This is a genomic window from Asaia sp. Ae19-3 (assembly GCF_059801175.1).
This window is the reverse complement of the sequence record NZ_JBCHWF010000001.1, coordinates 1819363-1843337: the sequence shown is the minus strand read 5'-3', so window position 1 is coordinate 1843337 and position 23975 is coordinate 1819363. Positions and strand designations below refer to the sequence as shown.

At 61.4% G+C, this 23975-nt stretch carries 15 protein-coding genes; 6 read left to right on the top strand and 9 right to left on the bottom strand.

Annotated features, from left to right (window positions below):
• Positions 1–21: 21 nt before the first annotated feature.
• Genes AAID99_RS07940 through AAID99_RS07925 form a run of 4 tightly spaced genes read right to left on the bottom strand, consistent with a single transcriptional unit; the run spans position 22 to position 9333 of the window.
• Positions 22–1560, bottom strand: coding sequence for an efflux transporter outer membrane subunit (locus AAID99_RS07940; RefSeq protein ID WP_498493602.1), 1539 nt, complete (start codon positions 1558–1560; stop codon positions 22–24).
• Positions 1557–4835: an efflux RND transporter permease subunit gene (locus AAID99_RS07935; protein WP_188426058.1), complete on the bottom strand. Its 3279-nt coding sequence runs from the start codon at positions 4833–4835 to the stop codon at positions 1557–1559. The genes AAID99_RS07940 and AAID99_RS07935 overlap by 4 nt, the downstream gene beginning before the upstream one ends.
• Positions 4832–8011 (bottom strand): efflux RND transporter permease subunit, encoded by a 3180-nt coding sequence (locus AAID99_RS07930; protein ID WP_498493601.1) that lies wholly within the window; start codon positions 8009–8011, stop codon positions 4832–4834. Before AAID99_RS07930 ends, AAID99_RS07935 begins: the two co-directional genes overlap by 4 nt.
• An 8-nt stretch (positions 8012–8019) precedes the next feature.
• Complete coding sequence (locus AAID99_RS07925; RefSeq protein WP_188426056.1) at positions 8020–9333, bottom strand: efflux RND transporter periplasmic adaptor subunit; 1314 nt, start codon at positions 9331–9333, stop codon at positions 8020–8022.
• Between the two features lie 264 nt (positions 9334–9597).
• On the opposite strand from AAID99_RS07925, the gene AAID99_RS07920 reads away from it, so the two are divergent.
• The 4 genes from AAID99_RS07920 to AAID99_RS07905 all read left to right on the top strand — a co-directional run bounded on the left by AAID99_RS07920 (position 9598) and on the right by AAID99_RS07905 (position 14416).
• On the top strand, positions 9598–9891 hold the full coding sequence (locus AAID99_RS07920) for a CsbD family protein (protein WP_188426055.1): 294 nt from the start codon (positions 9598–9600) through the stop codon (positions 9889–9891).
• A gap of 200 nt (positions 9892–10091) precedes the next feature.
• Positions 10092–10733: a ribonuclease HII gene (gene rnhB / locus AAID99_RS07915; protein WP_188426054.1), complete on the top strand. Its 642-nt coding sequence runs from the start codon at positions 10092–10094 to the stop codon at positions 10731–10733.
• Positions 10733–11821, top strand: coding sequence for a site-specific DNA-methyltransferase (locus AAID99_RS07910; protein WP_188426053.1), 1089 nt, complete (start codon positions 10733–10735; stop codon positions 11819–11821). The genes rnhB and AAID99_RS07910 overlap by 1 nt, the downstream gene beginning before the upstream one ends.
• 327 nt (positions 11822–12148) lie before the next feature.
• Positions 12149–14416: a beta-glucosidase gene (locus AAID99_RS07905; protein ID WP_498493600.1), complete on the top strand. Its 2268-nt coding sequence runs from the start codon at positions 12149–12151 to the stop codon at positions 14414–14416.
• Between the two features lie 91 nt (positions 14417–14507).
• On the opposite strand, the gene AAID99_RS07900 is transcribed toward AAID99_RS07905, so the two are convergent.
• From AAID99_RS07900 to AAID99_RS07880, 5 genes are all read right to left on the bottom strand, one after another.
• Complete coding sequence (locus AAID99_RS07900; protein ID WP_229719767.1) at positions 14508–15095, bottom strand: ankyrin repeat domain-containing protein; 588 nt, start codon at positions 15093–15095, stop codon at positions 14508–14510.
• 87 nt (positions 15096–15182) lie between these two features.
• Entirely contained in the window at positions 15183–17243 is a 2061-nt protein-coding gene (locus AAID99_RS07895; protein ID WP_498493599.1) for a VWA domain-containing protein, read from the bottom strand.
• A complete protein-coding gene (locus AAID99_RS07890; RefSeq protein WP_498493598.1) occupies positions 17240–19990 on the bottom strand; it encodes a DUF4159 domain-containing protein in 2751 nt (916 codons plus the stop codon). The genes AAID99_RS07895 and AAID99_RS07890 overlap by 4 nt, the downstream gene beginning before the upstream one ends.
• Entirely contained in the window at positions 19987–20913 is a 927-nt protein-coding gene (locus tag AAID99_RS07885) for a DUF58 domain-containing protein (protein WP_188426048.1), read from the bottom strand. The genes AAID99_RS07890 and AAID99_RS07885 overlap by 4 nt, the downstream gene beginning before the upstream one ends.
• Before the next feature lie 2 nt (positions 20914–20915).
• Positions 20916–21929 (bottom strand): AAA family ATPase, encoded by a 1014-nt coding sequence (locus AAID99_RS07880; protein ID WP_188426047.1) that lies wholly within the window; start codon positions 21927–21929, stop codon positions 20916–20918.
• Positions 21930–22095: 166 nt separating this feature from the next.
• On the opposite strand from AAID99_RS07880, the gene AAID99_RS07875 reads away from it, so the two are divergent.
• Together AAID99_RS07875 and AAID99_RS07870 are read left to right on the top strand one after the other, a co-directional pair.
• Positions 22096–22662, top strand: a complete 567-nt coding sequence (locus AAID99_RS07875; RefSeq protein WP_229719736.1) for a DUF1285 domain-containing protein — start codon at positions 22096–22098, stop codon at positions 22660–22662.
• A 45-nt stretch (positions 22663–22707) separates the two neighbouring features.
• On the top strand, positions 22708–23955 hold the full coding sequence (locus AAID99_RS07870) for a CCA tRNA nucleotidyltransferase (RefSeq protein WP_188426045.1): 1248 nt from the start codon (positions 22708–22710) through the stop codon (positions 23953–23955).
• Positions 23956–23975: the final 20 nt, after the last annotated feature.

Genomic DNA, 23975 nt, shown 5'->3' with positions numbered 1-23975 from the left:
CGGCCTTTGAACGCCCGAGCCTTATTGCTTCGTCCTGGACATGAATTCGGGAAGAAGCGGGTTGTTGGTCTGGAGCGACGCCTTGCTCGGCAGTTGCGAGGCATCCCAGCCACCGCCAAGGGCCACAATCAGGTCGACATGTGAGATGGCGATATTCTGGTGAATGCCCAGTGCCTGCACCTCGTAGCTCAGGGCGTTCTGCTGGCTGGTCAGCACGGTCGTGTAGGTCTGCGTACCAGCAATATATTCGTTCATCGACACGCGAACGGCTTCCTGCGCAGATTTCACCGCGACATCCTGATCGATCATCTGTTCGTTCAGGATACGCAGATTGGAGAGATTATCCTCCACGCCCTGCAAGGCGGTCAGCACGGTCTGACGGTAGGTTGCGACAGAGGCGTCGTAATCGGCACGGGCCGAACGCACTGCCGCCGTACGAGCGCCACCATTGAACAGGGTCTCGGTCGATGAGGCACCCAGCGACCAGAAACGTGTGGCTGCCTGGATCAGGGTCTGCAGAGGGTTGCCGCTATAGCCATAGGTCGCGCTGACCGAAATCTCCGGATAGAAAGCGGCGATGTAATAGCCGATCTCGGCATTATACCCTTCCATGTTGCGTTCTGCCGCAGCGATATCGGGGCGACGCTGCAAGAGCAGCGACGGAACGGCCGTCGGAGGCGTCGGCAGCGTTGTCGTCAGGGTGCCAACCGGAATGCTCAGATCGGCAGGGGCGCGGCCGATCAGGACGGCAATGGCATGCTCGTACTGGGCACGCGCCACGCCAGCCTGTGTGGCCTGTGCCTGTGTCTGCTGCAGCTGATAACGCGCCTGCCAGAGCGAACTCGGGTCAGTCACGCCGGCATCGACCTGGTTCTGCACGATCGTCAGGGCCTGCTGGAAATAGCCGACATTGTCCTGATAGAGCTTCTTCAGGCTGTCCTGGTAGCGCAGGTTGAAATAGGCATTGGCCAGCTGCGACTGATAGGAGAGCTGGGCATTGGCCAGATCGGCTGCGCTGGCCTGAGTGGCGGTAACCTGCTGCTGGATCTGCCTGCGAATACGCCCCCACACATCGAGCGTCCAGGAAGCGGAAGGACCTGTATTCCAGGTATTGACCGTGGTGGTGGACGAATAATTGACCACCGACCCCGTGCTTGCGCTGCGCGAACTGCCACCCTGTGCGTTCCGGCTGAAGCTGAACGAGCCCGAAAGCGTCGGAAAGAGCTGGGCGCGGATCGAATCGATCGTGGCTTCCGCCTTGCGATACTGGGCTTCGTATTGCTTGACGTTCTGGTTCGAGATCGCGACCTGCGACTCAAGCCAGTTCAGCTGCGGGTCATGATAGATCTCCCACCAGGCCCCCTTGGAGGCCTCGGCGAGCTGTGGCTGTGCCACGCCCCAGCCCGGGGGTGGCTTTGGGGCCTCCTTGAACTTGGCCGAGATGACAGCATGAGGGCGGTGATAGTCAGGACCGACCATGAAGCAGCCTGAAAGCAGGGGCGTGCAACATGCGGCAAGGAGGCTGAAGCGTCGGGCTGAGCGGGACGGAAAGGGAGTCATCCTTGAGTCTGATCCTGATGGCGCGGGCGGAAGAGTGCGACGAGAGAATGAAGGCGGCGTTTGACCGCGCGTCCCATGGCGTCGAGCGTCAGGAACACGGCGGGCGTGCTGTAAAGGGTGAGGGCCTGGCTGACCACCAGACCACCGAGAATGGAAATGCCGAGAGGGCGGCGCAATTCTGCACCATAACCATTGGCAATGATCAACGGAACCGCCCCGAGCGCTGCGGCGAGCGAGGTCATGATGATGGGGCGAAACCGCAGCGCGCTCGCCATGCGGATGGCCTCTTCGGGCGTGGCGCCCTCGCGCTGGGCCTGCATAGCGAAATCGATCAGCATGATGGCGTTTTTCTTGACGATGCCGATAAGCAGGATCACCCCGATCATGGCGATCAGCGAGAACTCCTCGCCGAAAACCTGCAGGGCCAGAATGGCACCCACACCGGCAGAGGGCAGGGTGGAGAGAATGGTGATGGGATGCACCAGGCTCTCATACAGCACGCCCAGCACGATATAGACCGCTGCCAGCGCTGCGAGAATCAGCAGCGGTTCGTCATTGACCGATTTCTGGAACAGCGCGGCATTGCCTGCAAAACCGCCCTGGATGTCAGAAGGCACGTGCAGCTTGACCAGCGCCGCGTTGATGGCGGTCACGGCATCACCCAAGGATACGCCCTGACGCAGGTTGAAGGAAATGGTCGTGGCGACTGATTGCCCCTGATGATTGACGCTGAGCGCGGTCGTACCGGGCAGGATATGAGAGGTGAGGGAAAGCGGCACCATCGTTTCGGTGCTGGTCGCAACGGCAGAACCCGATGAGGTGTTGCTGCCCCCGGCCAGACTATTGGCCATCTGGTTCTGGTAATTTGAATCGGCGGTCGAAACACTGGTCGAATCCGTGCTGGTCGTGACGACGCGGATACGGTTCGACGCCACGCTGCCAGAAGCCGTGCCACCGGATGTGCTGATCCAGACCTGATTGAGCGAGGTCGGGTCTTTCCAGAAGCGCGGCGCGGCTTCCATGATCACATGATACTGGTTGATGGGCTTGTAGATGACCGAAGCCGTGCGTTGACCGTAGGCGTCATAGAGAATGTTGGAGACGAGCTGCGGGGTGATCTGAAAGCGTGAGGAGAGGTCGCGATTGATCTTCACATCAAGCGCCGAGCCACCCTCGCTGAGGTCTGATGAGACATCCATCAGCTCGGGAAGCTTCTGGAAGGCTTCGACGACTTTCGGCGTCAGAGTGAAAAGCTCGTCGGCATCCGGGCCCTGCAGTGCATACTGGTAAGAGGCATTGCCACCACGGGCTCCTGCCCGGACGGCGCCCGGAGCCATGAAGAAGATCTCGGCGCCAACCATCTTGCTGAACTTACGGCCCAGCCTTTCGATGGTCTGGGTCACCGTGTCATTGCGCGCGGACTTGTCCTTGAGCGAGGCGAAAAGATTGGCCTGATTGGCCTGTCTGCCGCCAAGAAAGCCGACAATTGCCTCCACGTCGCGATCCTGCGAGACCGTTTTGGCCACCTCATAGGTCTTGTCGCTCATCTGGCTGAAGGAGGAAGACTGGTCGCCAATGATGTGGCCCATCATCATGCCGGTATCTTCGTCCGGGAAAAACCCTTTCGGCATTTTCACGAAAAGGGCGCCAGCGATGAACAGGGTGAGCGGCAGGCTCAGCAGCATGAGCCAGCGATGGCGCAGCGACCAGTCAAGAGAGACCACATAACCGTCGGTAATGCGGGTGATCTGGCGGTCGAGATAGATCGCGATGCGCGCGCGCTTGTGTTCTGCCTTTGCAGGGCGCAGCAGCAGGGCGCAGATCATCGGGGTAAGAGAGAGCGAGAGGATCATCGAGATCACCAGCGTGATCGAGATCGTCATGGCGAATTCGTGGAACAGGCGTCCGGCAATACCCCCCAGCAGGATGATGGGAACGAAAACAGCGATCAGTGAAAGCGTGATGGAGACGACCGTAAAGGCGACTTCGCCAGCGCCGGTCAGGGCGGCCTTGAGCGGTGACAATCCCTGCTCGAGATAGCGGGTGATGTTCTCCAGCACCACGATGGCGTCATCGACCACGAAGCCTGTCGAGATGGTCAGGGCCATCAGCGACATGTTGTCGAGCTGATACCCCATGAGCTTCATGGCTGCGAATGTCGCGATGATCGAGGTGGGCACCACGATGGCAGGCACCAGAATGGCCGGTGCCGACTGAAGGAAGACGAGAACGACCAGCACCACCAGAATGACGGCCAGGATCAGCGTCAGCTTGGTGTCATCGAGCGCGGCACGGATGGTCTTGGAGCGATCGACGGCGATATGCAGGTCGATATCGGGCGGCAGGGCAGCGCGGATGAGCGGCAGCCGCGCCTTGATCTCATCCGTGGTCTTGACGACATTCGCCCCTGCCTGCGCGAAGACCAGCCCCACGACGGCGCGCTGGCCATTATAGACGCCGAGCGTGCGCAGGTTTTCGACACTGTCATTGATCTCGGCCACGCTCGACAGGCGCACGGGGCGCGCATTGCGATAGGCGATGATCAGATCGCGATAGGCCTGCGCCTTTTCTGCCTGATCATTGGTATCGAGGGTGAAGCGAAACCCGTTGGAATCGATGAAGCCCTTGGGGGTGTTGGCATTGGCAGAGGCCAGAGAGGCGCGCACGTCCTCAAAGCCGATGCCGTATTTGTAGAGAAGAAGCGGATTGACCTCGACACGCACGGCAGGTAGCGCGCCGCCGCCCACTTCAACCTCGCCCACGCCCTGCACCTGGCTGAGCTGCTGCTGCAGCACATTCGTTGCCTGATCATAGAGCATGGCGGGCGTTTTGGTGGGCGAGGTCAGCGCCATGACCAGAATGGGCGCACCGTTCGGGTTGGCTTTCTGATAGCTCGGGTTCGTGCGCAGCGTGGTGGGCAGATCGGCGCGGGCCGCCTGCAGCGCCGCCTCGACATCACGTGCGGCACCATTGATGTCACGCGATAGATCGAACTGAAGAATGATCCGGGCCTGATTGACCATCGATTGCGAGGTCATCTCGGACAGACCGGCAATGGCGCCCAGATGGCGCTCGAGCGGCGCCGCGATGGTGCTGGCGATTTCAGTGGGTGAGCCGCCCGATTGCTGGGCCTGCACCATGATGACGGGCATATCCACATTGGGCAGATCGGCCACGGGCAGCATCGTATAGGCCAGAAGGCCGGCGATCAGCATCGCTGCGGTCAGAAGCGAGGTCGCGACCGGCCGCAGGATGAAGGGACGGGTGATGTTCACTCGCCACCCTGTTCAGCAAGACGCTCGGACATGCTGCGCATACCGAAGCGACGGCGTGTGGCCGCAGCTATGCGATCCATCAGCAGATAGATGACCGGCGTGGTGAACAGCGTCAGGAGCTGCGACAGCAGCAACCCGCCGACAATGGCGACACCAAGCGGGCGGCGCAGTTCGGAGCCGACACCCTGGCCCAGCATCAGCGGCAGCGCGCCGAAGAACGCAGCCAGCGTGGTCATGAGGATCGGGCGGAAACGCAGTAGCGCAGCGCGACGGATCGCATCGAGAGGCGCAAGCCCGTCGAGACGTTCCGCCTCAAGGGCGAAGTCGATCATCATGATGGCGTTTTTTTTCACGATGCCGATCAGCAGCACGATGCCGATAATGCCCATTACATCCAGATCCATGCCGCAAAGCGACAGGGCCAGCAGCGCCCCGATGGCGGCTGAGGGCAGGGTCGAGAGAATGGTGATCGGATGGATGAAGCTCTCATAGAGCACACCGAGCACGATATAGACCGCCATGAGGGCCGCAATCACCAGATAGAGCTCATTGCTGAGCGACGAACGGAAAGCCGCTGCCGTGCCCTGGAACGCACTCTGGAAGGCTGGCGGCAGGCCGATGCTTGTCGCCGCATGATCGATGGCATTGGTCGCCGTACCGAGCGAATAGCCATCGGCCACGTTGAACGAGATCGTGGTTGCCGGAAACTGGCCGAAATGCGTGATGAGCAGCGGTGCCAGACCCTTGGTGATGGTCGTCACCTGATGTAGCGGCACCAGCCCCGATGTCGGCAGTCGTGTGGGGCCTGAAGAGCTCTGGCCTGCCTCGCTGGAGATGCCGGGCAGATAAAGCTGGTTCAGGCTCGCCAGATCGTGCTGGAAGCGCGGTTCGGTCTCTAGGATCACGCGATACTGGTTCGACTGCGTGTAGATCGTCGAGATCTGACGCTGGCCGTAGCTGTCATAGAGCAGGTTGTCGATCGTCTGGGGTGTGATCGAATAACGCGCGCCATTGGTGCGGTCGAGATTGACATGGGCCACCAGTCCTTCAGCCTGAAGGTCCGAGGTCACATCGGCCAGAGCGGGTTCGTTCTGCAGCGCGGTCAGGAGCTTGGGAACCCAGATCTTGAACGTGTCGTAGTCGGGGTTTTCAAGCAGGAACTGATACTGCGTGGCCGAAACTGTTGAATCGAGCGAGAGATCCTGCACCGGCTGCAGATAGAGCCGGGCGCCGGGCGTCGCGCTGCCATTGGCGGCCAGGCGCTTGAGAATGGCTGAAAGCCCGCTCGTGCGCTGTTCTATCGGTTTGAGATTGATCAGCATACGCCCGACATTGAGCGTCATGTTCTGACCATCAACGCCGACAAAGCTCGACACGCTGGCGACGTCGGGGTCTTTCAGGACCTCGGCAATCACCGCTTCCTGATGCTTTTTCATGCTGTCGAAGGAGATGGCCTGGGCCATTTCCGTGATGCCCTGCACCACGCCCGTATCCTGACGGGGGAAGAAGCCCTTCGGAATGGCCATGGCCAGCACGAAGGTCAGCACGAACGTACCCAGCGCCACAATGAGCGTGGCCGTCTGGTGGCGCAGCACGAAATCGAGCCAGCGCGCATACCCGGCGATGACACGATCGATCGCGTTGCCAACCTTCGCAGCCAGACGCTGGAAGCGCGTGCCATGCTCGGCATCATGCGGGCGTTCGCTCAGCAGGCGGGCGCACATCATCGGCACGAGGGTGATGGAGACAATGGCCGAGATCACGATGGTGATGGCCAGCGTCATGGCAAATTCATGGAACAGGCGTCCCACGACATCGCTCATGAACAGCAGCGGAATGAGCACGGCAATCAGCGAGACCGTCAGCGAGATGATCGTAAAGCCGATCTCCTGCGATCCCTTGACGGCCGCCGTATAGCGGTCTTCGCCCATCTCGATATAGCGCGCGATGTTCTCGATCACGACGATGGCGTCATCGACCACGAAGCCTGTCGCGATGGTGAGTGCCATGAGCGAGAGGTTATCGAGAGAGAAATCGAGCAGATACATGACCGCCAGCGTGCCGATGAGTGACAGCGGTACGCTCAGGCTTGGGATGATCGTGGCAGGCACGTTGAACAGGAAGACAAAGATCACCGCGACAACGAGCAGCATGGCCATGGCCAGCTCGAATTCCACATCCGACACCGAGGCGCGAATGGTGGTGGTGCGATCGGTCAGCGGCGTGATCTCGATGCCGGGGGGCAGGGTCTTGCGCAGTTCCGGCAGCACGGCCAGCACATTGTCGACCACCGAGATGACATTGGCGCCGGGTTGGCGCTGAACGTTCAGGATGAGCGCAGGTGTCTTGTCCGACCAGGCGGCGAGCTGATCATTCTCCGGCCCCTGAACGACGGTGCCGACATCGCGCAGGCGGATCGGGCCGTTATTCTGATAGGCGATGATCTGGTTCATCAACTGGTCGACAGAAGAGATCTGGCCATCGATACGCAGCGTGGTCGAGCGATGCGGCCCGTCGAACGTGCCTGTCGGCGAATTGATGTTGACCGTCCCGATGGTGGTGCGAACCGTATCGATCGCGATGCCATAGGAAGTCAGCTTGGGAATATTGAGCCTGACCCGGATGGCCTTGCGGTTGCCGCCCGAAAGCGTGACGAGACCAACCCCCGAAATCTGGCTGACGCGCTGCTGCAGGCGCGTATTCACGAAATCCTGCACTTCGGTAAGGGGCAGGGTGCGCGAGGTGATGCCAAGGGTCAGGACGGGAGTGTCGGCCGGATTGACCTTGGCATAGATCGGCGGGGCAGGCAGATCGGTCGGCAGCAGCGAATTGGACTGGTTGATGGCCGCCTGCACCTCCTGCTCGGCGATATCCATCGACATGTCGAGCCCGAAGCGCAGCGTGATGACAGAGGCACCGCCGGAAGACTGTGAGGTCATCTGGTCGAGGCCCGGCATCTGGCCGAGCTGCGTCTCAAGCGGCGCCGTGACGGAGGTGGCCATCACATCCGGGCCAGCGCCCGGATAGAAGGTCGAGACCGTGATGGTGGGATATTCGACCTGAGGCAGGGCCGATATCGGCAGGAAGTGATAGCCGAGAAACCCGGTCAGCATGATCGCCAGCATCAGCAGCGAGGTTGCGACCGGACGATCGATAAAGAGGCGTGACGGGTTCATGGGCGGGCTTACTGCGCGGGCTTGGCGGCGGGAGCGGAAGGCGTTGCCGGCTTGGCATCGTCCTTGTCTGCGCTCTTGTCGCTGTCATCAGCCGGAATGGTCACCTTGGCACCGGGGCGCAGATGGTTCGTGCCATCGGTCACGACGCGCTCGCCCAGCTTGAGGCCGGACTTGATGACGGTCACGTCATTGCTCGCAATGCCGGTGGTGACGGTGCGCATCTCGACCGTGTTGTCATCCTTCACGACATAGACGAACTGCCCGTCAGGCCCCGTCTGCAGCGCATTGGACGACAGCAGAATCACATCATGCAGCGTGTCGACCAGCAGGCGGGCATTCACGAACTGGTTCGGGAAGAGATGCTCATCCTCGTTCGAGAAGATGGCGCGCATACGCACCGTACCGGTGGCGGTATCGATCTGGCTGTCGACAGCCTTGACCGAGCCGGTGGCGATCCGGTTCAGATTGGCGCTGTCCCAGGCCTCGACCGGCAGCTCGCCCACCTGTCGCAGGCGATCCATGACCTGCGGCAGCTGGTCCTGAGGCAGGGTGAAGATGACCGAGATCGGCTGCATCTGGGTCAGGATGGTGAGGCCACCCGACTGACCTGCCGTAAAGTAATTGCCCATATCGACCGCGCGGATACCGACGCGACCGTCAACAGGCGCCAGGATGTGGCAGTAATAGAGGTTGAGGCGGGCATTATCGACATTGGCCTGATCGAGCTTGACCGTGCCTTCGAGCTGCTGAACCTTGTATTCGGCGTCTTTTGCCGTCATGGCCGCGATTGAGTTCTGGGCGATCAGCTTGGCATAACGGGCCGCATTGACCTGGGCGTCGGCAAGCTGGGCCTTGTCCTGCTGCAACGTGCCGAGCTGCTGCTCGAGCGCCACCTGATAGGGGCGCGGATCGATCAGCACGAGCTCGTCACCTGCCTTGACGTGCTGACCTTCCTTGAATTCGACATTCATGATGTAGCCGCTCACACGCGCCTGCACCGTGACATTGGTGATGGGCACAACCGTGCCGAGTTCGGTCAGGATCTCGGGCATGTTGCCGGTCTTGACCACGGCCACCGCAACGGGGCTCGCATCGCTATTGCGCTGCGCGCTTGCGCCGCTCCTGTGGCTGCCACGGCCCGCGTGATGGGTTGTGCTGTGCGGGCGCAGAAACGCGACGGCAAGAAGCAGAACGATTACCCCGCCTATCACGAAGAGCAGGCGGCGCCTCCGGCGCGGCTTGCCCGGCATGGGCGAAGCTGAGGCATGGGGCGCAGTATGGCGCGCAGGCTGGGTCCGATCGGGGCCCGTCTGGTCAGTCATCTCTTCTCGTCTTCCATCACCCAAATCCAGGCGCGGTCACATGTGCGTTCTGGTGTCTGAGACATACGTTATTTGAGGCCGCCCTATCATGACGTCAGCTAAATTCTAGTTCAATGACGAAACAATTCAAAACACACTGCGTTACGTCGCATCGCCGCATGGCTGCCGATATTGCGTGTAGCCGAACGAAACCGTTTTGCTTATGCCTCGTTGCTCTTATCGTCACGGATGTTTCGCATTCCGTTTAGTGAAAGGATTATGACAATGGCCGATGCAGTTGAAAACAAGGGTGAAGGCCTGCTCGACGAGGCCAAGGGCCGTCTCAAGGATGCTGCCGGTGGCCTAACGGGCGACGCAAAGCTTCAGGCCGAAGGCAAGATCGACCAGCTTTCCGGCATGGCGCAGCAGGAATTCGCCGATCTTTACGATGATGCCGAGACCACGCTCGAAAAGGCAACCGCCTTTGTGCAGGACCGTCCGCTGATCTCGCTCAGCGTGGCCATTCTGGTCGGCACGATCCTTGGCGCGATCTTCTTCGGCCGTTCGAAGAAGAAATAATATCGCCCGTCAGGGACGTATATCGGAGGGGGGATCGCAGTGATGCGGTCCCCTTTCTTCGTATTGACAGAGGAAAAAAGAATCCGCGACGCGTAACAGGGGTTTACAGCGCGATTCGGGTGATTCAAAAGCGATTCGAATGACTGTGCGACTCGGGCAGTCCGACCTGTTTCTTCTCGTCAAGGATCCTGCGACCGCTCATGCCAGACTACGCTCTCGAATCTGCCAATGGGGCACCTGAAAAGAGCGTGGTCGGCCTCGACGAGGTCGGACGCGGTCCGCTGGCAGGTCCCGTCATCGCCGCAGCGCTGATTTTCCTGACGCCGCCCGTCGCGGCTCTGGCCGCGCTGATCGATGATTCGAAAAAGCTGACGGCAAAGCGTCGTCATGCCGCCTATGCGGCCCTCATGCAGACACCATCGGTGCGTGTCGGGCTGGGCGCCGCATCGGTTGCAGAAATCGAGGCGATCAATATCAGCAAGGCGTGCCATCTCGCCATGAAGCGGGCGTTGCAGCATCTGGGCATCATTCCCGATTGCGCCCTGGTCGATGGCAATCGCCTGCCTGATCTGGGTTGCCCTGCCGTGGCGGTTGTCGGCGGCGATCGCAAAAGTCTCTCTATTGCCGGCGCGTCCATCATTGCCAAGGTGACGCGCGACCGGCTCATGACGCGTCTTTCCGAGCGTCACAATGCCTATGGGTGGGAAAAGAATGCCGGTTACGGCACGGCCCTGCACATGGCCGGTTTGAAACAGGCTGGTGTCACGCCTCATCACCGTCGCGAATTTGCCCCTATACGCGCCCATCTCGCTGGCGCAGCCCATATGGTCGGAGCCATCTAATGCAGGATTTTCCCCTCGATCAGATCCTGTGCGGTGAATGCATCGAAACGATGCGCAGCCTGCCCGATGCGAGCATCGACTGCATTTTCGCCGACCCGCCCTATAATCTGCAGCTGCGTGGCGAATTGCGCCGTCCCGATGAAACCGTTGTCGACGGTGTCGATGACGCCTGGGACAAGTTTGCCGATTACGCCACATACGACAATTTCACCCGCGAATGGCTGGCTGAAGCGCGTCGCCTCCTGACCAAGGATGGCACGATCTGGGTAATCGGTTCGTATCACAACGTCTTCCGCCTCGGCGCCATTATGCAGGATCTCGGTTTCTGGATCCTGAACGATATCGTATGGCGCAAGGCCAATCCGATGCCGAATTTCCGCGGCCGCCGCTTCACGAATGCGCATGAAACCCTGATCTGGGCAGCGCGTGGGCCGGAGAGCAAATACCGCTTCAATTATCAGGCCATGAAGGCCCTCAATGACGATATGCAGATGCGCAGTGACTGGTACCTGCCGCTCTGCACCGGCAATGAGCGTCTGCGCAACGCCCATGGTCTGAAGCTGCACCCGACCCAGAAGCCCGAGAGCCTGTTGCATCGCGTTCTGATTGCCTCGACCGTCGTTGATGACATTGTGCTCGATCCGTTTTCGGGCAGCGGTACCACAGCGGCTATGGCCAAGCGTCTCGGGCGTCGTTTCATCGGTATCGAGCGCCACCCCGACTATATCGAGGCGGCACGGGCGCGCGTCGAAGCCGAAACCCGTCTGTCGGACGACCAGCTGGCCATTACACCAGCCAAGCGCGAATTGCCGCGCGTTCCGTTCGGAAGCTTCGTCGAGCAGGGGGCACTGCCTGCCGGAACGGAGTTGTTCGACCGCCAGCGTCGTCTGAGCGCCACCGTCATGCCCGATGGTAGTCTTGTTTCCGGCTCGCATCGCGGGTCGATCCACAAGATGGGGGCCATTCTGACCAATGCGCCTTCATGCAATGGCTGGACCTTCTGGTATTTCGAACGCCAGGGTGAAGTCCTGCAGATCGATATCCTGCGTACCGAGCAGGCCCAGACGCCCCTGCGCAACGTTGGCTGAACGCCAAGTCGATCAGGTAAATCCCGGGTCTTGTTGGCGATTTTGCGATAACAAGACCAAAGGATGATGATGGGTCCGGTATAGTTGAAAGTATTCGCACCCTGTATTCACGGTGACGATTGACCGGATTCGCTCAATGATGATGATCGACACTTCGTTATTATATCGAAATAAAAAACTTTACAAATGATTGCCGGGCGTCTTCCTGCGTCTTTCCTGTGAAAAACATCGTCTTTTTCTGCGTTCAGAAAACAGGCCTGCTTTCTGATGACCTTAGTGCCTGTGCTCCCGCCTCCGAATTTAGGGGGGGGGGATCGTGCCGCCGCATTGGCACGGATCCCTCTTCCCGGCAGCAAGGGCGCAGCCATGGGGCAGGGCGGGTACGAGTTGAGACCGCAGGAGCATCAAGCGATCATGGACGAGAAAAAGCTCGAAAACGCTCAGGAATGGCTGGACCCGGCCCGCGACCCCGACAGCCGCGCCCGTGCTGCAACCCGCGCCATGAGCCACGACCAGAAAATGTCGTGGGTTTCCGGTCCGATGGCCATTCCCGGCAACGGCGCGAAGAAGCCCGAAGGCGCGATAGGGTCAGCCGGTTATTTCCCCGCCATGCCTGCGCTGGGTCTGCCAGCGCAGCAGCAGAGCGATGCAAGTCTGGGCATAGGCAATCTGGCCGATGTCAGGCCGGGCGATACAGCGACGGCGCTCCCTTCCTCACTGATGCTCGGCGCCTCTTTCGATCCTGCCCTGGCAAGAGAAACCGGACAGGTCGTCGGGCGTGAGGGGCGCGCAAAAGGCTTTAATGTCGTGCTGGGTGGCGGCGCCAATCTGCTGCGTGAGCCTCGTGGCGGGCGTATTTTCGAATATGTGTCGGAAGACCCCCTCCTGACCGGCCATATCGCCGGTGGATCGGTTGCTGGCATCCAGTCCTGTCATGTCGTGTCGACCATCAAGCATTATGCGATCAATCCCGAGGAAACGGGTCGTGTGATGATCAGCTCCGATATCAGCGAGGCCGCCTTGCGTGAGAGCGATCTGCTGGCTTTTGAAATGGCTATCGAGATCGGTCAGCCGGGTGCCGTTATGCCGGGCTATAATCTGGTCAACGGGGTCTGGGCGTCGGAAAACGCGTTTCTGCTGACCCAGGAGCTGCGTGATGACTGGGGCTATCGCGGCTGGGCCATGTCCGATTGGGGCGCCACCCATACGACCGTCAAGGCGATCATGTCCGGGCTGGATGTGCAATCCGGCGCCAATATCGATCCCGAGCCGTTTTTTGGCGCGCCGTTGAACGAGGCGATCAGGACCGGCACCGTGCCTGCCGAGCGTCTTGATCAAGCCATCACCCGTCAGCTGCGCAGTCTGTTTGCCGTCGGTGCTGTCGATCATCCTGCGAAACCGGGCGGGACGATCGATTACGAGGCGCATAAGGCAATCGCCAGGCGTGCGGCCGAAGGCGGTATCGTTTTGCTGCGTAACGAAAATGCGCTTCTCCCGCTGCGCAAGACTCTCGATCGTATTCTGGTCGTGGGGGCCCATGCCGATAGCGGTGTGCTGTCCGGCGGTGGGTCATCCTCTGTCACGCCAACAGGCAGTCTGAAGCTGAAGGGCGCAGAATTTGCCGGTGTGCCGCTTGAGAAAGTCTATCATCCGTCATCGCCTGTTCAGGCAATCTGCCAGCTCGTGCCCAATACGGAAGTAATCTATGACGATGGCAAGGACCATGCCGCCGTCTCTGAGAAGGCGCGTGAGGCGGACGTTGTCATCTTCTTTGCCGAGCTGTGGCGTACAGAAAGTCAGGACGTTCAGGGGCTTGCCCTGCCGGATGGGCAGGAGGCACTGATTGCCGAGTTGGCTGCGGCAAACCCGAAGACGATCGTGGTGCTGGAAACCGGAGGGCCTGTTCTCATGCCGTGGCGTGAGCAGGTTCCGGCCATTCTGAACGCCTTCTATGCCGGTTCGGGTGGTGGCGAGGCCATCGCCGCGATCCTGTTCGGTCAGGTCAACCCTTCAGGACGTCAGCCTTATACTACGCCGCTGAGTGAGGCGGATCTGCCAAGACCGGAGCAGATCAACCCGGACACCGTCATTTCCAATCCCGGTGAGCCCGTGGACAAGCCGATCGTGCATCGGGACTATGATATTGAAGGCGCGGATGTCGGTTATCGCTGGTTCTCCCGTACCGGAAAAAGCGTCGCTTATCCCTTCGGCTTCGGGCTGAGCTATACGCAATTCGAGTACGGTCCGCTGCAATCCGAGGCCGATCTCGCCTCCGTCAGCGTGGTCCTCACCAATGTCGGGCCGGTTGCTGGTGCGGAAGTCGTGCAGATCTACGCCCTGCGCGACGGTGATGCGTCGTTCCAGCCGCGTCTGGTCGGGTTCTCGAAAGTCTCGCTCGCACCGGGTGAGACGGCTTCTGTCGCCGTAGAGATCGAAAAGCGCCTCCTTGCCCGGATTGAAGGGGAGGAATGGGTACGAGAGGCAGGGCGTTATCGTCTTGAAGTGCGCAGCGATGCGTTGACCCCGATCACAGGATCTACCCTTGCTCTGCCGCGCTGGACGCGTTCCCTGCGCCATGACGCGCCGATAGACTGAAGATATGAAGGGGCGCGGATCGATTCAGATCATCCGCGCCGGTATTCGACGCCCCGTCAGGAGACGGGGCGATCGAACGCCAAGGAGAAGATTAGCCGCCGAAGCCGAGAAAGCCGATGGCGGGCTGGGGCTGACCGCCGGACACATCGTGCCGGGGCTTGCCCGCAACAGCCATGGCGGAAGTACCCTTGCGGCCCTTGCCCTTGATGGTCAGGTGACCATTGCCCTTAGAGTCGGTTTCGATCTCAGAATGGGTGGTTTCGGCGGCGAAACCGTTATCACCATAGTTACGCATTGAGAGCAGCAGGAACATGATGTCCTTGCGGTTCAGATCGATGGCCATATCGAGCGGTGTCTGGAACAGAACGTTCTTGGCGTTCATGTCCGCACCACGATTGAGCGCTTCCTTGGCGGCGTTCAGCGAGCCACGGTTGATGGCGTCGAAAAGGGCCTCGGTCGGGTTGAGGTCGACATTGGCGTGACCTGCATCCGATTCCTGAGAGTCAGCTCCGGGAAGGGCCGATGGCGGTGCAGCAGCCTTGGCAGCGCGGCGTGCCTCTGCCTTCTTCTGCGCCTCTTCGGCTTCCTGTTCCGCTTCCGCATCGTCGGCAGACTGCGCATGCGCGGCATGCCACGGAATAAAGAACACGGGCGACGCGGCCAGAGCCGTCGTCAGCATCAGGGGAAAAAGTCGTTTGACATTCATGTGACGTCTCGAGTGGCGCATGAGAAGACTATAAGCGATCGTTAAGAAGCTGGCGACTCCCTATCGGCGGCGAAGTCTGCCTTCGCGCCACCATCCGATAAAGAGAAGGGCCAGCGTACCCAAAAGGGCAAGCCAGGACGGGCAGAGTTCAGTCAGGCGGCTCGAAGAGGCAACCGGCACAAGCTGACGCGGAAACCCGATCCAGCCCGAACCCGCAAAATTGCCGGACGTGACCTGCCTGATCTGCGGTGTTGCCGTATTCTCACCCAGCCAGAGCGTGGCACCATGGGTCTGCCTGGCCAGAGGCGAGAGAATGGTCGCCGTAGCACGCAGATCGGCATCCTCGATCGGGTTGCGCGTCGCCTGTGCGGCGACAGCCGTGAGACCGTCCTGCCGCACCACCCACAAACCGTCCTGACCATTGGTCGGCACAGTGTTGGTGAACACGCCATTTGTCGCCGGTTTGAGGGTGACGGATGAAATGGTGCCATCCGGCGCCGTCACGCGTGCAGGGCTGGTCAGACGGGTCGAATCGCTGTGACGTTCGATATGCAGGCTGTTTTCTTTGATCGAGGCACGAAGCTGGTTTTCTTCCAGCTCAGGCTCTTTCATCAGCCAGTGAGACAGCCGCTTGAGCAGTTCGGCCTGGGGGCCGCCACCGCCTTCGCCACGTGACCAGAGCCAGAGCTGATCGGACAGAAGCAGTGCCACGCGCCCCTTGCGCACGATGTCGAGCACAAGAAGAGGCTGGTTTTCGGGCCCCGTCAGAAGGGACGTGCCGTGGAGCGAATCCGATGCCAGCCCGCGATACCACGGTCCCCATGGCTGGGGCAGGCCCGCCGTTACCGGGTGACGTTGGCCTGACTCGGTCAGTTTCGGTACGAAACGTTCGTTGATCACACCATTCGATGGCACATGCGCGGGCAGGATGTCGGCCAGAGGCGTATCCTGCAACGTGCCGTCCTCGGTGAATTCCGGCCCGGCAGTCAGCAGCAGTCCGCCGCCCTCACGCACGTAATCGGCGATATTGGCGAGGTAATCCTGCGGCAGGATTCCGGCATTGTGGAAACCATCGAGAATGATCAGATCGAATTGCTTGATCTTGTCCTGAAACAGCTCCTTGATCGGGAACGGAATCAGGGCGAGATCGGAAAGCGGCGTGCCGTCATCCTTGTCCGGTGGCCGCAGAATGGTGAAATGCACGAGATCGACGGAAGGGTCAGCCTTGAGCAGACGACGCCAGACGCGCTCGCCCTGATTGGGTGTGCCGGAAACCAGCAATACCTTGAGTCTGTCGCGCACCCCGTTGATGCGCACGATGGCACTGTTGTTGCGCGGGCTGACCTCACCGGCGAGAGGCGCAGCCGAGAGCGTGATCAGCGTTTCACCCGGATGCCTGACCGGCACGGTCAGTTCGAGCGGTTCGCCGGAAATGGCTGGAATTTGCCGTGGCGGCTCGTCTCCCTGACGCAGGGTGAGCGTGACGGGCTGCTTTCCTGCTGCGCCGAGATCGTCCACCACCATGCGCAGGGTCGCATCCTTGCCGACAAGGGCATAAGGGGGCGCCTGCAGGATGCGCAGTCTGCGATCTGTTTCCTCACCCTTGCCCGTCAGCAGAACATGCAGCGGCAGAATCCTGCCGTCACGCTGGAAAAGCGGGGGGAGGGCAGAGGGTGCATCATGCACCATGCCATCGGTCAGCAGAATGGCGCCGCTGAACCGCCCCGGGGGGAGGTCCGCCTGGTCGATGGCGTCGAAAAGACGTGTGCCATGACCCTCGCCACCCTGAACAGTGACGGTGTGCAAGGTGAGGCCCGGTATGGCGCGCGCCTCTTCCTGAAGGCGTGCAGCGGCTTTTTCGGCGCTGTCGAGGCGGTTGCGCAGCGCCATGGAGGGTGAGTGATCGACCACCAGCAGGACATCCTGCGGAGCCGGTTCGAATAAAGGACGGCTCAGGCGCGGGCCGGCCAGCCAGAAGACGAGCAGCAGCAGCGCCAGCACGCGTGCCAGACTGCCCGGAACCCGGCGCAGCAATGCGTAGATGCCGACAATGACGGCCAGCCCGGCGGCCAGTGCGAGCAGCCAGACCGGGATGAGGGGCATGAAGGTGAGATGGATCATTGTTCCATCCTCTTCAGAAGTTCGGGAACACGCATCTGGTCGGCCTTGTAATTGCCGGTCAGGGCGTAGAGCAGCAGATTGACGCCAAAGCGATAGGCCTGGGTGCGCTGGTCGTCACCGCCGGGAATGACGGCATAGGGTGTATTGCCCTGCGCATCCATGGCCCAGGCATGAGCCCAGTCGCCCGCACCGATGATGATAGGGCTGACATCGTCATTGCTGTCATCGCCGCTGCGCGCCACCCAGACGGGCAGACCCTGCACGCGGCCGGGAAAATCGTGAAGCAGGTAAAAGCTGTGGGCCAGAACATGATGGTCGTCGAGCTTGCTCAGCGGCGGCACGACCAGACCCGCGGTAGCTCGTTTGAGGGCCGAGCGTGTCTGACCTTCATCCTGCGTCGAGAGTTCCGAGCCGACCCCTTGCGTGTCGAGCATCAGGATACCGCCATGCGCCATGAAGCTGTTCAGGGCCGCAGAGCGTTTCGGGTCCTCCTGCACGTCTTCGGTGATGGGCCAGTAGAGCATCGGATAATAGGCCAGATCGTCCTTGCCGGGGGTCACCCCATCAGGATGGCCCATCACGGCAGATGAGCGATCCGAGGCATAATTCGACAGGCCCTGAAGCCCTTCGCGCGAGGCTTCATCGATATCGTCATGACCTGTGAGCACATAGCCAAGGCGGGTTTCGAGTGCGGCTCCCGGCACGGTGCCATGGGTGACGGCCTGGGTTTTCGGGGCTTCGTCATCTTCCTGCGCCAGGGCGCAGTGGGGCGCCATGAGAGCTGGTGCTGCGACCAGAAGACCAAGCATTGCCAGACGCCCGAGCATCCCGCGTAGCCAGAGCGCGACGAGAAAATCAGCCAGCAGCAGAAGCAGCGCCGCACCCAGCAAATACGGGGCAAGTGCATGATCGGGTGAGACATGATCGGGCGTCAGGGCCGTTCCCATCAGGGCTTCCGGCGTGATGGGGGGCAGATGGTCGCCCAGATTGAACGCACGACGCGACAGACGCGGGCCGTAAAAGCCGGGCGGATGCTGCACATCGGGTCTGGTCGTGGCAAAGGCCTCAACCGATAGCGGGCGTGCGGCTTCAGGCGGGGCAACGAGCTGTCCATGCGCGTCGAGCATGGTGAAGGGAACGAGTTGACGCAGTTCGGACTGGTCTTTCTGACCGACAGAGCGCTGAACCAGCCGCTCGAGCATCGCAGGGAAAAGCCCGGAAAGCGGCAGGCTCGACCAGTCGGCTGTGCCTGTCACATGAAACAGCACAAGCTCACCCTGCCCGAAGGCGCTTGCGGTCACCAGCGGCGTGCCATCGCTCAGCCGTGCCCAGACATGGTCGCCCAGCTCGGCGGTGGGCTGGGCCAGAACCTGACGGGTGACAGTGACTTCCTTGGGCAGGGCCAGGCCATCGAAAGGCGAATGCTCGGCAAAGGCCGAAAGCACTTGCGGCTTGCCCCATGACATAGGGCCACCGAGCTGACGCATACCGCCCATCAGCGGCACGGGCAGCAGGGTTTTGGCCTTGTCGGGGGATGATGCGTTCGGGTCCGATGCGAGAACCGGACCGGCAAAGCGGATCAGCACGCCACCATGACGCACCCAGTCGGCAACGCGTCTGTGGGTGTCGTCATCGGCAAGCGTGCCATCGGTCGCGATCAGAACCGAGTGCTTCTGCTTCAGCAGATCAGGCACCGCGCCACGATGAAGCTCGCCGACGCCCTCGATGGCCTGTGCCAGAAAGAATCCCTGACCTGTCAGGGGCGTGTCCTGCGTGCCGGGGGTCAGCAGGCCCACCGGGTGACGGCGCTGTCCTGCGTCAAGCAGATAGAGCGCAGAAGGGCCGGGCAGAGGCAGCGTGTCGCTTTCCAGCGCCAGACGGGTGGCGCGATCGCGCAGTAGAGGCGGCAGGGGGAGGTCAGTGCCGCTGGCATCTTTCCCGGTGAGGGGGAAAATGCCGAGCGTACCGCCATTCTCGTCACGTGCCCGCACGGCAAGAGGGCGTGTGGGGCAGGGCAGCGCGCTGAAAGACGCTGTCAGGGCCCCGTTATCACCCTGATGTGCCGAAAGCAGCATCGTGTCGCAGCCCGGCCAGCGCATGTCACTCACGCGACTGCCTGAGGCATGCAGGGCCCTGGCGAGTGACGGATCGGCCGGGGTCGAGACACCATCCGAAAGCAGCACGATGTCGCGCACGGTGCCCTGCGACGTATTGTCCCGAAGCGCATCGACTTGTCTTGCGCTCTGTGCCCGGTCGGAAGGCCAGGAATGTGGCGTGAGCGCGAGAAGACGCTCTTCGAAACGGGCACGGTCACGGGTGGTAAACGGCGCAGCCATGCTGCCATCGGCATCGGGCGCGCTCAGAAGAAGCGTGACCTCATGTCCGGCGCGAAACCGTCTTTCGGCAAGGCTGCGTGCAGCGCGCAGGCGCTCCTGCCAGTGAGGGACGGCTGCCCAGCCATTATCGAGAACCAGCACCAGATCCTGGGAAGGCTGTGCGCTGAGATCGCGACCAAGCCAGACAGGCTGGGACAGGCCAAGCACCAGAAGAGCGACAGCGAGCAGGCGCAGAACCAGCAGCCAGAGTGGCGAACGTGCCGTATCGGCCCGGCCAGCTCGCAGGCGGCGCAGGATCTGAAGAGACGGATAGGCCTGCTCTTTTGGCGGGGGCGGCGTCGCCTTGACCAGCCAGTAGATGACGGGCAGGGCAACCAGCCCGATCAACGCAAGGGGGGTAAGAAAGATCATGCGTGCAGACGCCCCCCTGTGAGCCGCGCATATAGCGCGAGCAGGGCAGGCAACAGGGGTTGATCGGTGTGATGCAGCGTGAAGCCTGCGCGATGGGCTTCGGCCATGTGAGACAGCCGGTCGAGATGGGCGCGCATTTCGCGCTCATAGGATTCCGCAAGCGTCTCTACGGCGGGCAGCGTCAGATCTCCCTCGGCTTCAAGACTGTCGAAGGTGATGCGCCCTGCATAGGGCAGGCTGCGCTCTGCCGGGTCGAGCACACAGAGCAGTTCGGTGCGTGCCGGTCGTGCGGCAACATCGGCCAGCAGTTTTTCCATCGCTTCAGGCGTGATCAGAAAATCGCTCACCAGAATGAGCTGGCCATAGGGGAGCAGCGTATCGAGTGAGGGCAGGGCAACAGACGGGCCGAGAACGAGATTTTGGGCGAGGCGGGGCAGCGCATGAGGGCCGCTGACCGATCGTCCCTGTTCCGGTCCGTTCAGAAGGGCGACGCGCTCGCCGCCATGCAGCGCCGCTGCGGCAAGGGCCAGAGTGGCGAGCTGCGCCTGAGCGTTCTTGCGTGGCAGGTCGGGGCGTGACTGCCAGTCCATTGAAGGCGAGGGGTCGCACCACAAGGTGAGTTGCTGCGCGCCTTCGGCCTCACGTTCGCGCACCCAGAGCTGGTCGCTGCGCGCCGACTGGCGCCAGTCGATGCGATGGGCGGGCTCATGATCATGGGCCGGGCGATATTGCCAGAAATCCTCGCCTGCACCGGCACGATGCTGATGATGCACACCTGCGCGAAGCTGCTGCCCGATGCGTTCGGCTTCGATCACCAGAGGAGGCAGAAGGGCCTCGGCTTCTAGCGTGAGCGCGGGCGTCTGGGCCGACGAAGCGCTGGCGGTGCTTTTCTGACGCCGCCACTTCCCGAAAAAACCGCTCACGGTCAGAGAAGCGCCTCAACGGCCTTGGCGATGAGCTCTTCGACCTTGAGCCCCGAGGCACGGGCCGAAAAGCTCAGCGCCATACGGTGGGCGAGCACGGGCTCGGCCAGTTCGGCGACATCGTCCAGGCTTGGCGCCAGTCGTCCGTCGAGCAGGGCCTGGGCGCGGCAGCTCAGCATGAGCGCCTGTGCCGCACGCGGGCCGGGGCCATAGAGAAGGGAGCTTGCCAGTTCGGGCCTGTAGGCGGTTTCCGGACGAAGCCCGCGCACAAGGGTAAGAATGGCCTCAAGTACTTTTTCGCCTACGGGCAGGCGACGTACGAGCGCCTGTGCCTCGATCAGACTGCGTTCCGAAAGCAGCACAGGCGCTTCTGCAGTAAGGGCGCCGGTTGTCTGTAGCAGCATGTCGCGCTCGGCATCACGCTCAGGAAAGGACAGGGCGATACGCAGCATGAAGCGATCGAGCTGTGCTTCCGGCAGCGGATAGGTGCCTTCCTGTTCGATCGGGTTCTGGGTTGCCAGAACATGGAAGGGGCGCGGCAGCTTGTGATTGGTGCCAGCCTGAGCCACCTCATATTCCTGCATGGCCTGAAGCAGGGCGGACTGGGTGCGCGGGCTGGCGCGGTTGATTTCATCGGCCAGAAGAAGCTGCGTGAAGATCGGCCCCTTCACGAAACGGAAGAAACGACGGCCGTTTTCATCCTCATCGAGGATATCGCTGCCCGTGATGTCGGAGGGCATCAGATCGGGTGTGAACTGCACGCGCCGTGTGTCGAGCCCCAGCACCTGCGCCGCCGTACTGACAAGCAGCGTCTTGCCCAGACCGGGTGCGCCGATCAAAAGCGCGTGACCACCAGACAGAATGGTGACCAGAAGTCGGTCGATCACATCGCGTTGCCCGAGCACAATCTGCCCGATTGCGTCTCTGACAGCGCCGAGTTGCGCGGTCAGGCGCTCGGCCATGGCGAGATCGGCAGGACTATCGGCGGAAAAGGAAGAGAGGTCGTTCTGGCTCATATTTGTCAATCTGACAGTTCCGGGGGTTTCATCAAGCCATAAGACGACCCAACTTGCAGCATGAGACGAGATTTTTGGACCGCAAGCGGAGAGAGCGTTGAAAGACGGAGTGGCAAAACGGACGTCAGACTGCGCAGAAACACCAGATTGCGCAGAGATGCAGGGCATGCATGAGGTCGAGTGTCTTTCCGGTGTCGAAAGGCATGACGGGATTGCGGCAGGGGCAGTGACACCCCGCGTGCTGCCTTTTCTCATCAAGCGTGACGGCACATGGCTCTATCGGGGCTCTCCGGTGCGACGCAAGGAGATGCTCTGTCTGTTTGGCTCCATGCTCACACGCGACGCAGAGGGGGCGTACTGGCTGCGCACCCCGAGTGAGAACGGAACGATTCAGGTCGAGGATGTGCCGTTCATCGTGCGCGAGCTCGATTTCAGAGGTGTATGCGGTCGGCAGCAGAATCTCTGTCTGCGCACGAACATGGATGAACTGCTCTGCGTCGGCCCGGCCCATCCGCTGATCGTCGACTGGCAGCGCCCACCCTCTGAGGATTGTGCGGCGATTCCCTATGTGCAGGTCAGGCGTGGCGATGGTGACAAGCCGATACTCGCCCGATTGTCGCGCCCGGTCTATTATGAACTCGTTGCCCTGGCTGTGCCGGGTCATGTTGGCTGCCGGCCCTGCATGGGTGTGTGGAGCCAGGATTGCTTCTTTCCACTCGCCCCCATGCCCTGATCCTGAAGACAGGGCGGGGGTTCGTTCCCTCCCACTGGATCTGACGTGACGATTCTCGATCTCCTGCCTGACCGTTCCGGCCTCGACCGCATCTGGTCGATCCTGCCACAGGCGCGTCTGGTCGGAGGGTCAGTGCGTGATCTTCTGCTCGGCGGGCAGGATGTGCATGATCTCGATCTGGCGACACCCGAACCGCCAGAAGAGATGCAGGCGAGGCTGGAAGCCGCCGGGGTCAAGACCATCCCTACGGGTCTGTCCCATGGCACGATCACTGCGCTGATCGCACGCGTGCCTTATGAGATCACGACATTGCGCCGGGATATCACGACTGACGGCCGTCATGCTGAGGTAGCCTGGACCACAGACTGGCAGGAAGATGCGGCAAGGCGCGACTTCACCATCAATGCACTGTTCTGCGACCGTCACGGCGAGATCCACGACTATTTCGGTGGACAGGACGATCTGAAGGCGCATCGATTGCGCTTTGTCGGCGATGCCGGTCAGCGTATCGAGGAAGACGCGTTGCGTATCCTGCGCTTCTTCCGTTTCGATGCCCGGTTCGGCGGCGAAAAGCCGGATGCAGAGGCCCTGTCTGCCATAACTGCCCGTGCCGGGCTTATTGCCGGGCTGTCTGGCGAAAGACTGGCCAGCGAGATGCTGCGCATTCTGGTCGGCCCGCATCTCATGCGCACGCTCGGGCATATGGATGAGGCTGGCATTCTGGCGCCGATCGTTCCTGCCCCGCGTCTCGACCGGCTGGCGCGAGCGCTCGATAACGGTCTGCCTGAAGACGGGCTGCTGCGTCTGGGCGTGCTGAGCGATGCGCCCGATCTGGCGAGAAAACTGCGACTGTCAGGCAAGCAGAGCGAGCGTCTGGCACGTATGAACCCGGCAAACCGCTTGACATCCTTCGATCGGGATGGGGGTGTCATGCCCGAGGCTGCAATGTTTGTGCCGGAGCTGAGCGATGATTGCCTTCGTCGCCTTCTATCCTGCCACCCGAAAGAAAGCCTGATCGATCGAAGCTGGTCTGCCCAGGCCGATTCTGGTGAGCAGGGCCAGTCAGGCTGGGACATACTCCGGGCGCGGCTTGCGGCAATGGTCGTGCCGGTCTTTCCCATTGCGGGCCGCGATGCCGTGGCGCTCGGGGTTCCGGCAGGCAAGGATATCGGCGTGCTGATAGGGGCGGTGACGCGCTGGTGGCGCGCCAGAGGCTGCCTGCCCGATCGAGACGCCTGCCTGAGGGAACTCAAAAACCGTCTGCCCCTTTCCCCGCAAGGCCTTGGGCGGTAAATGGCAGGAATGAAAATACC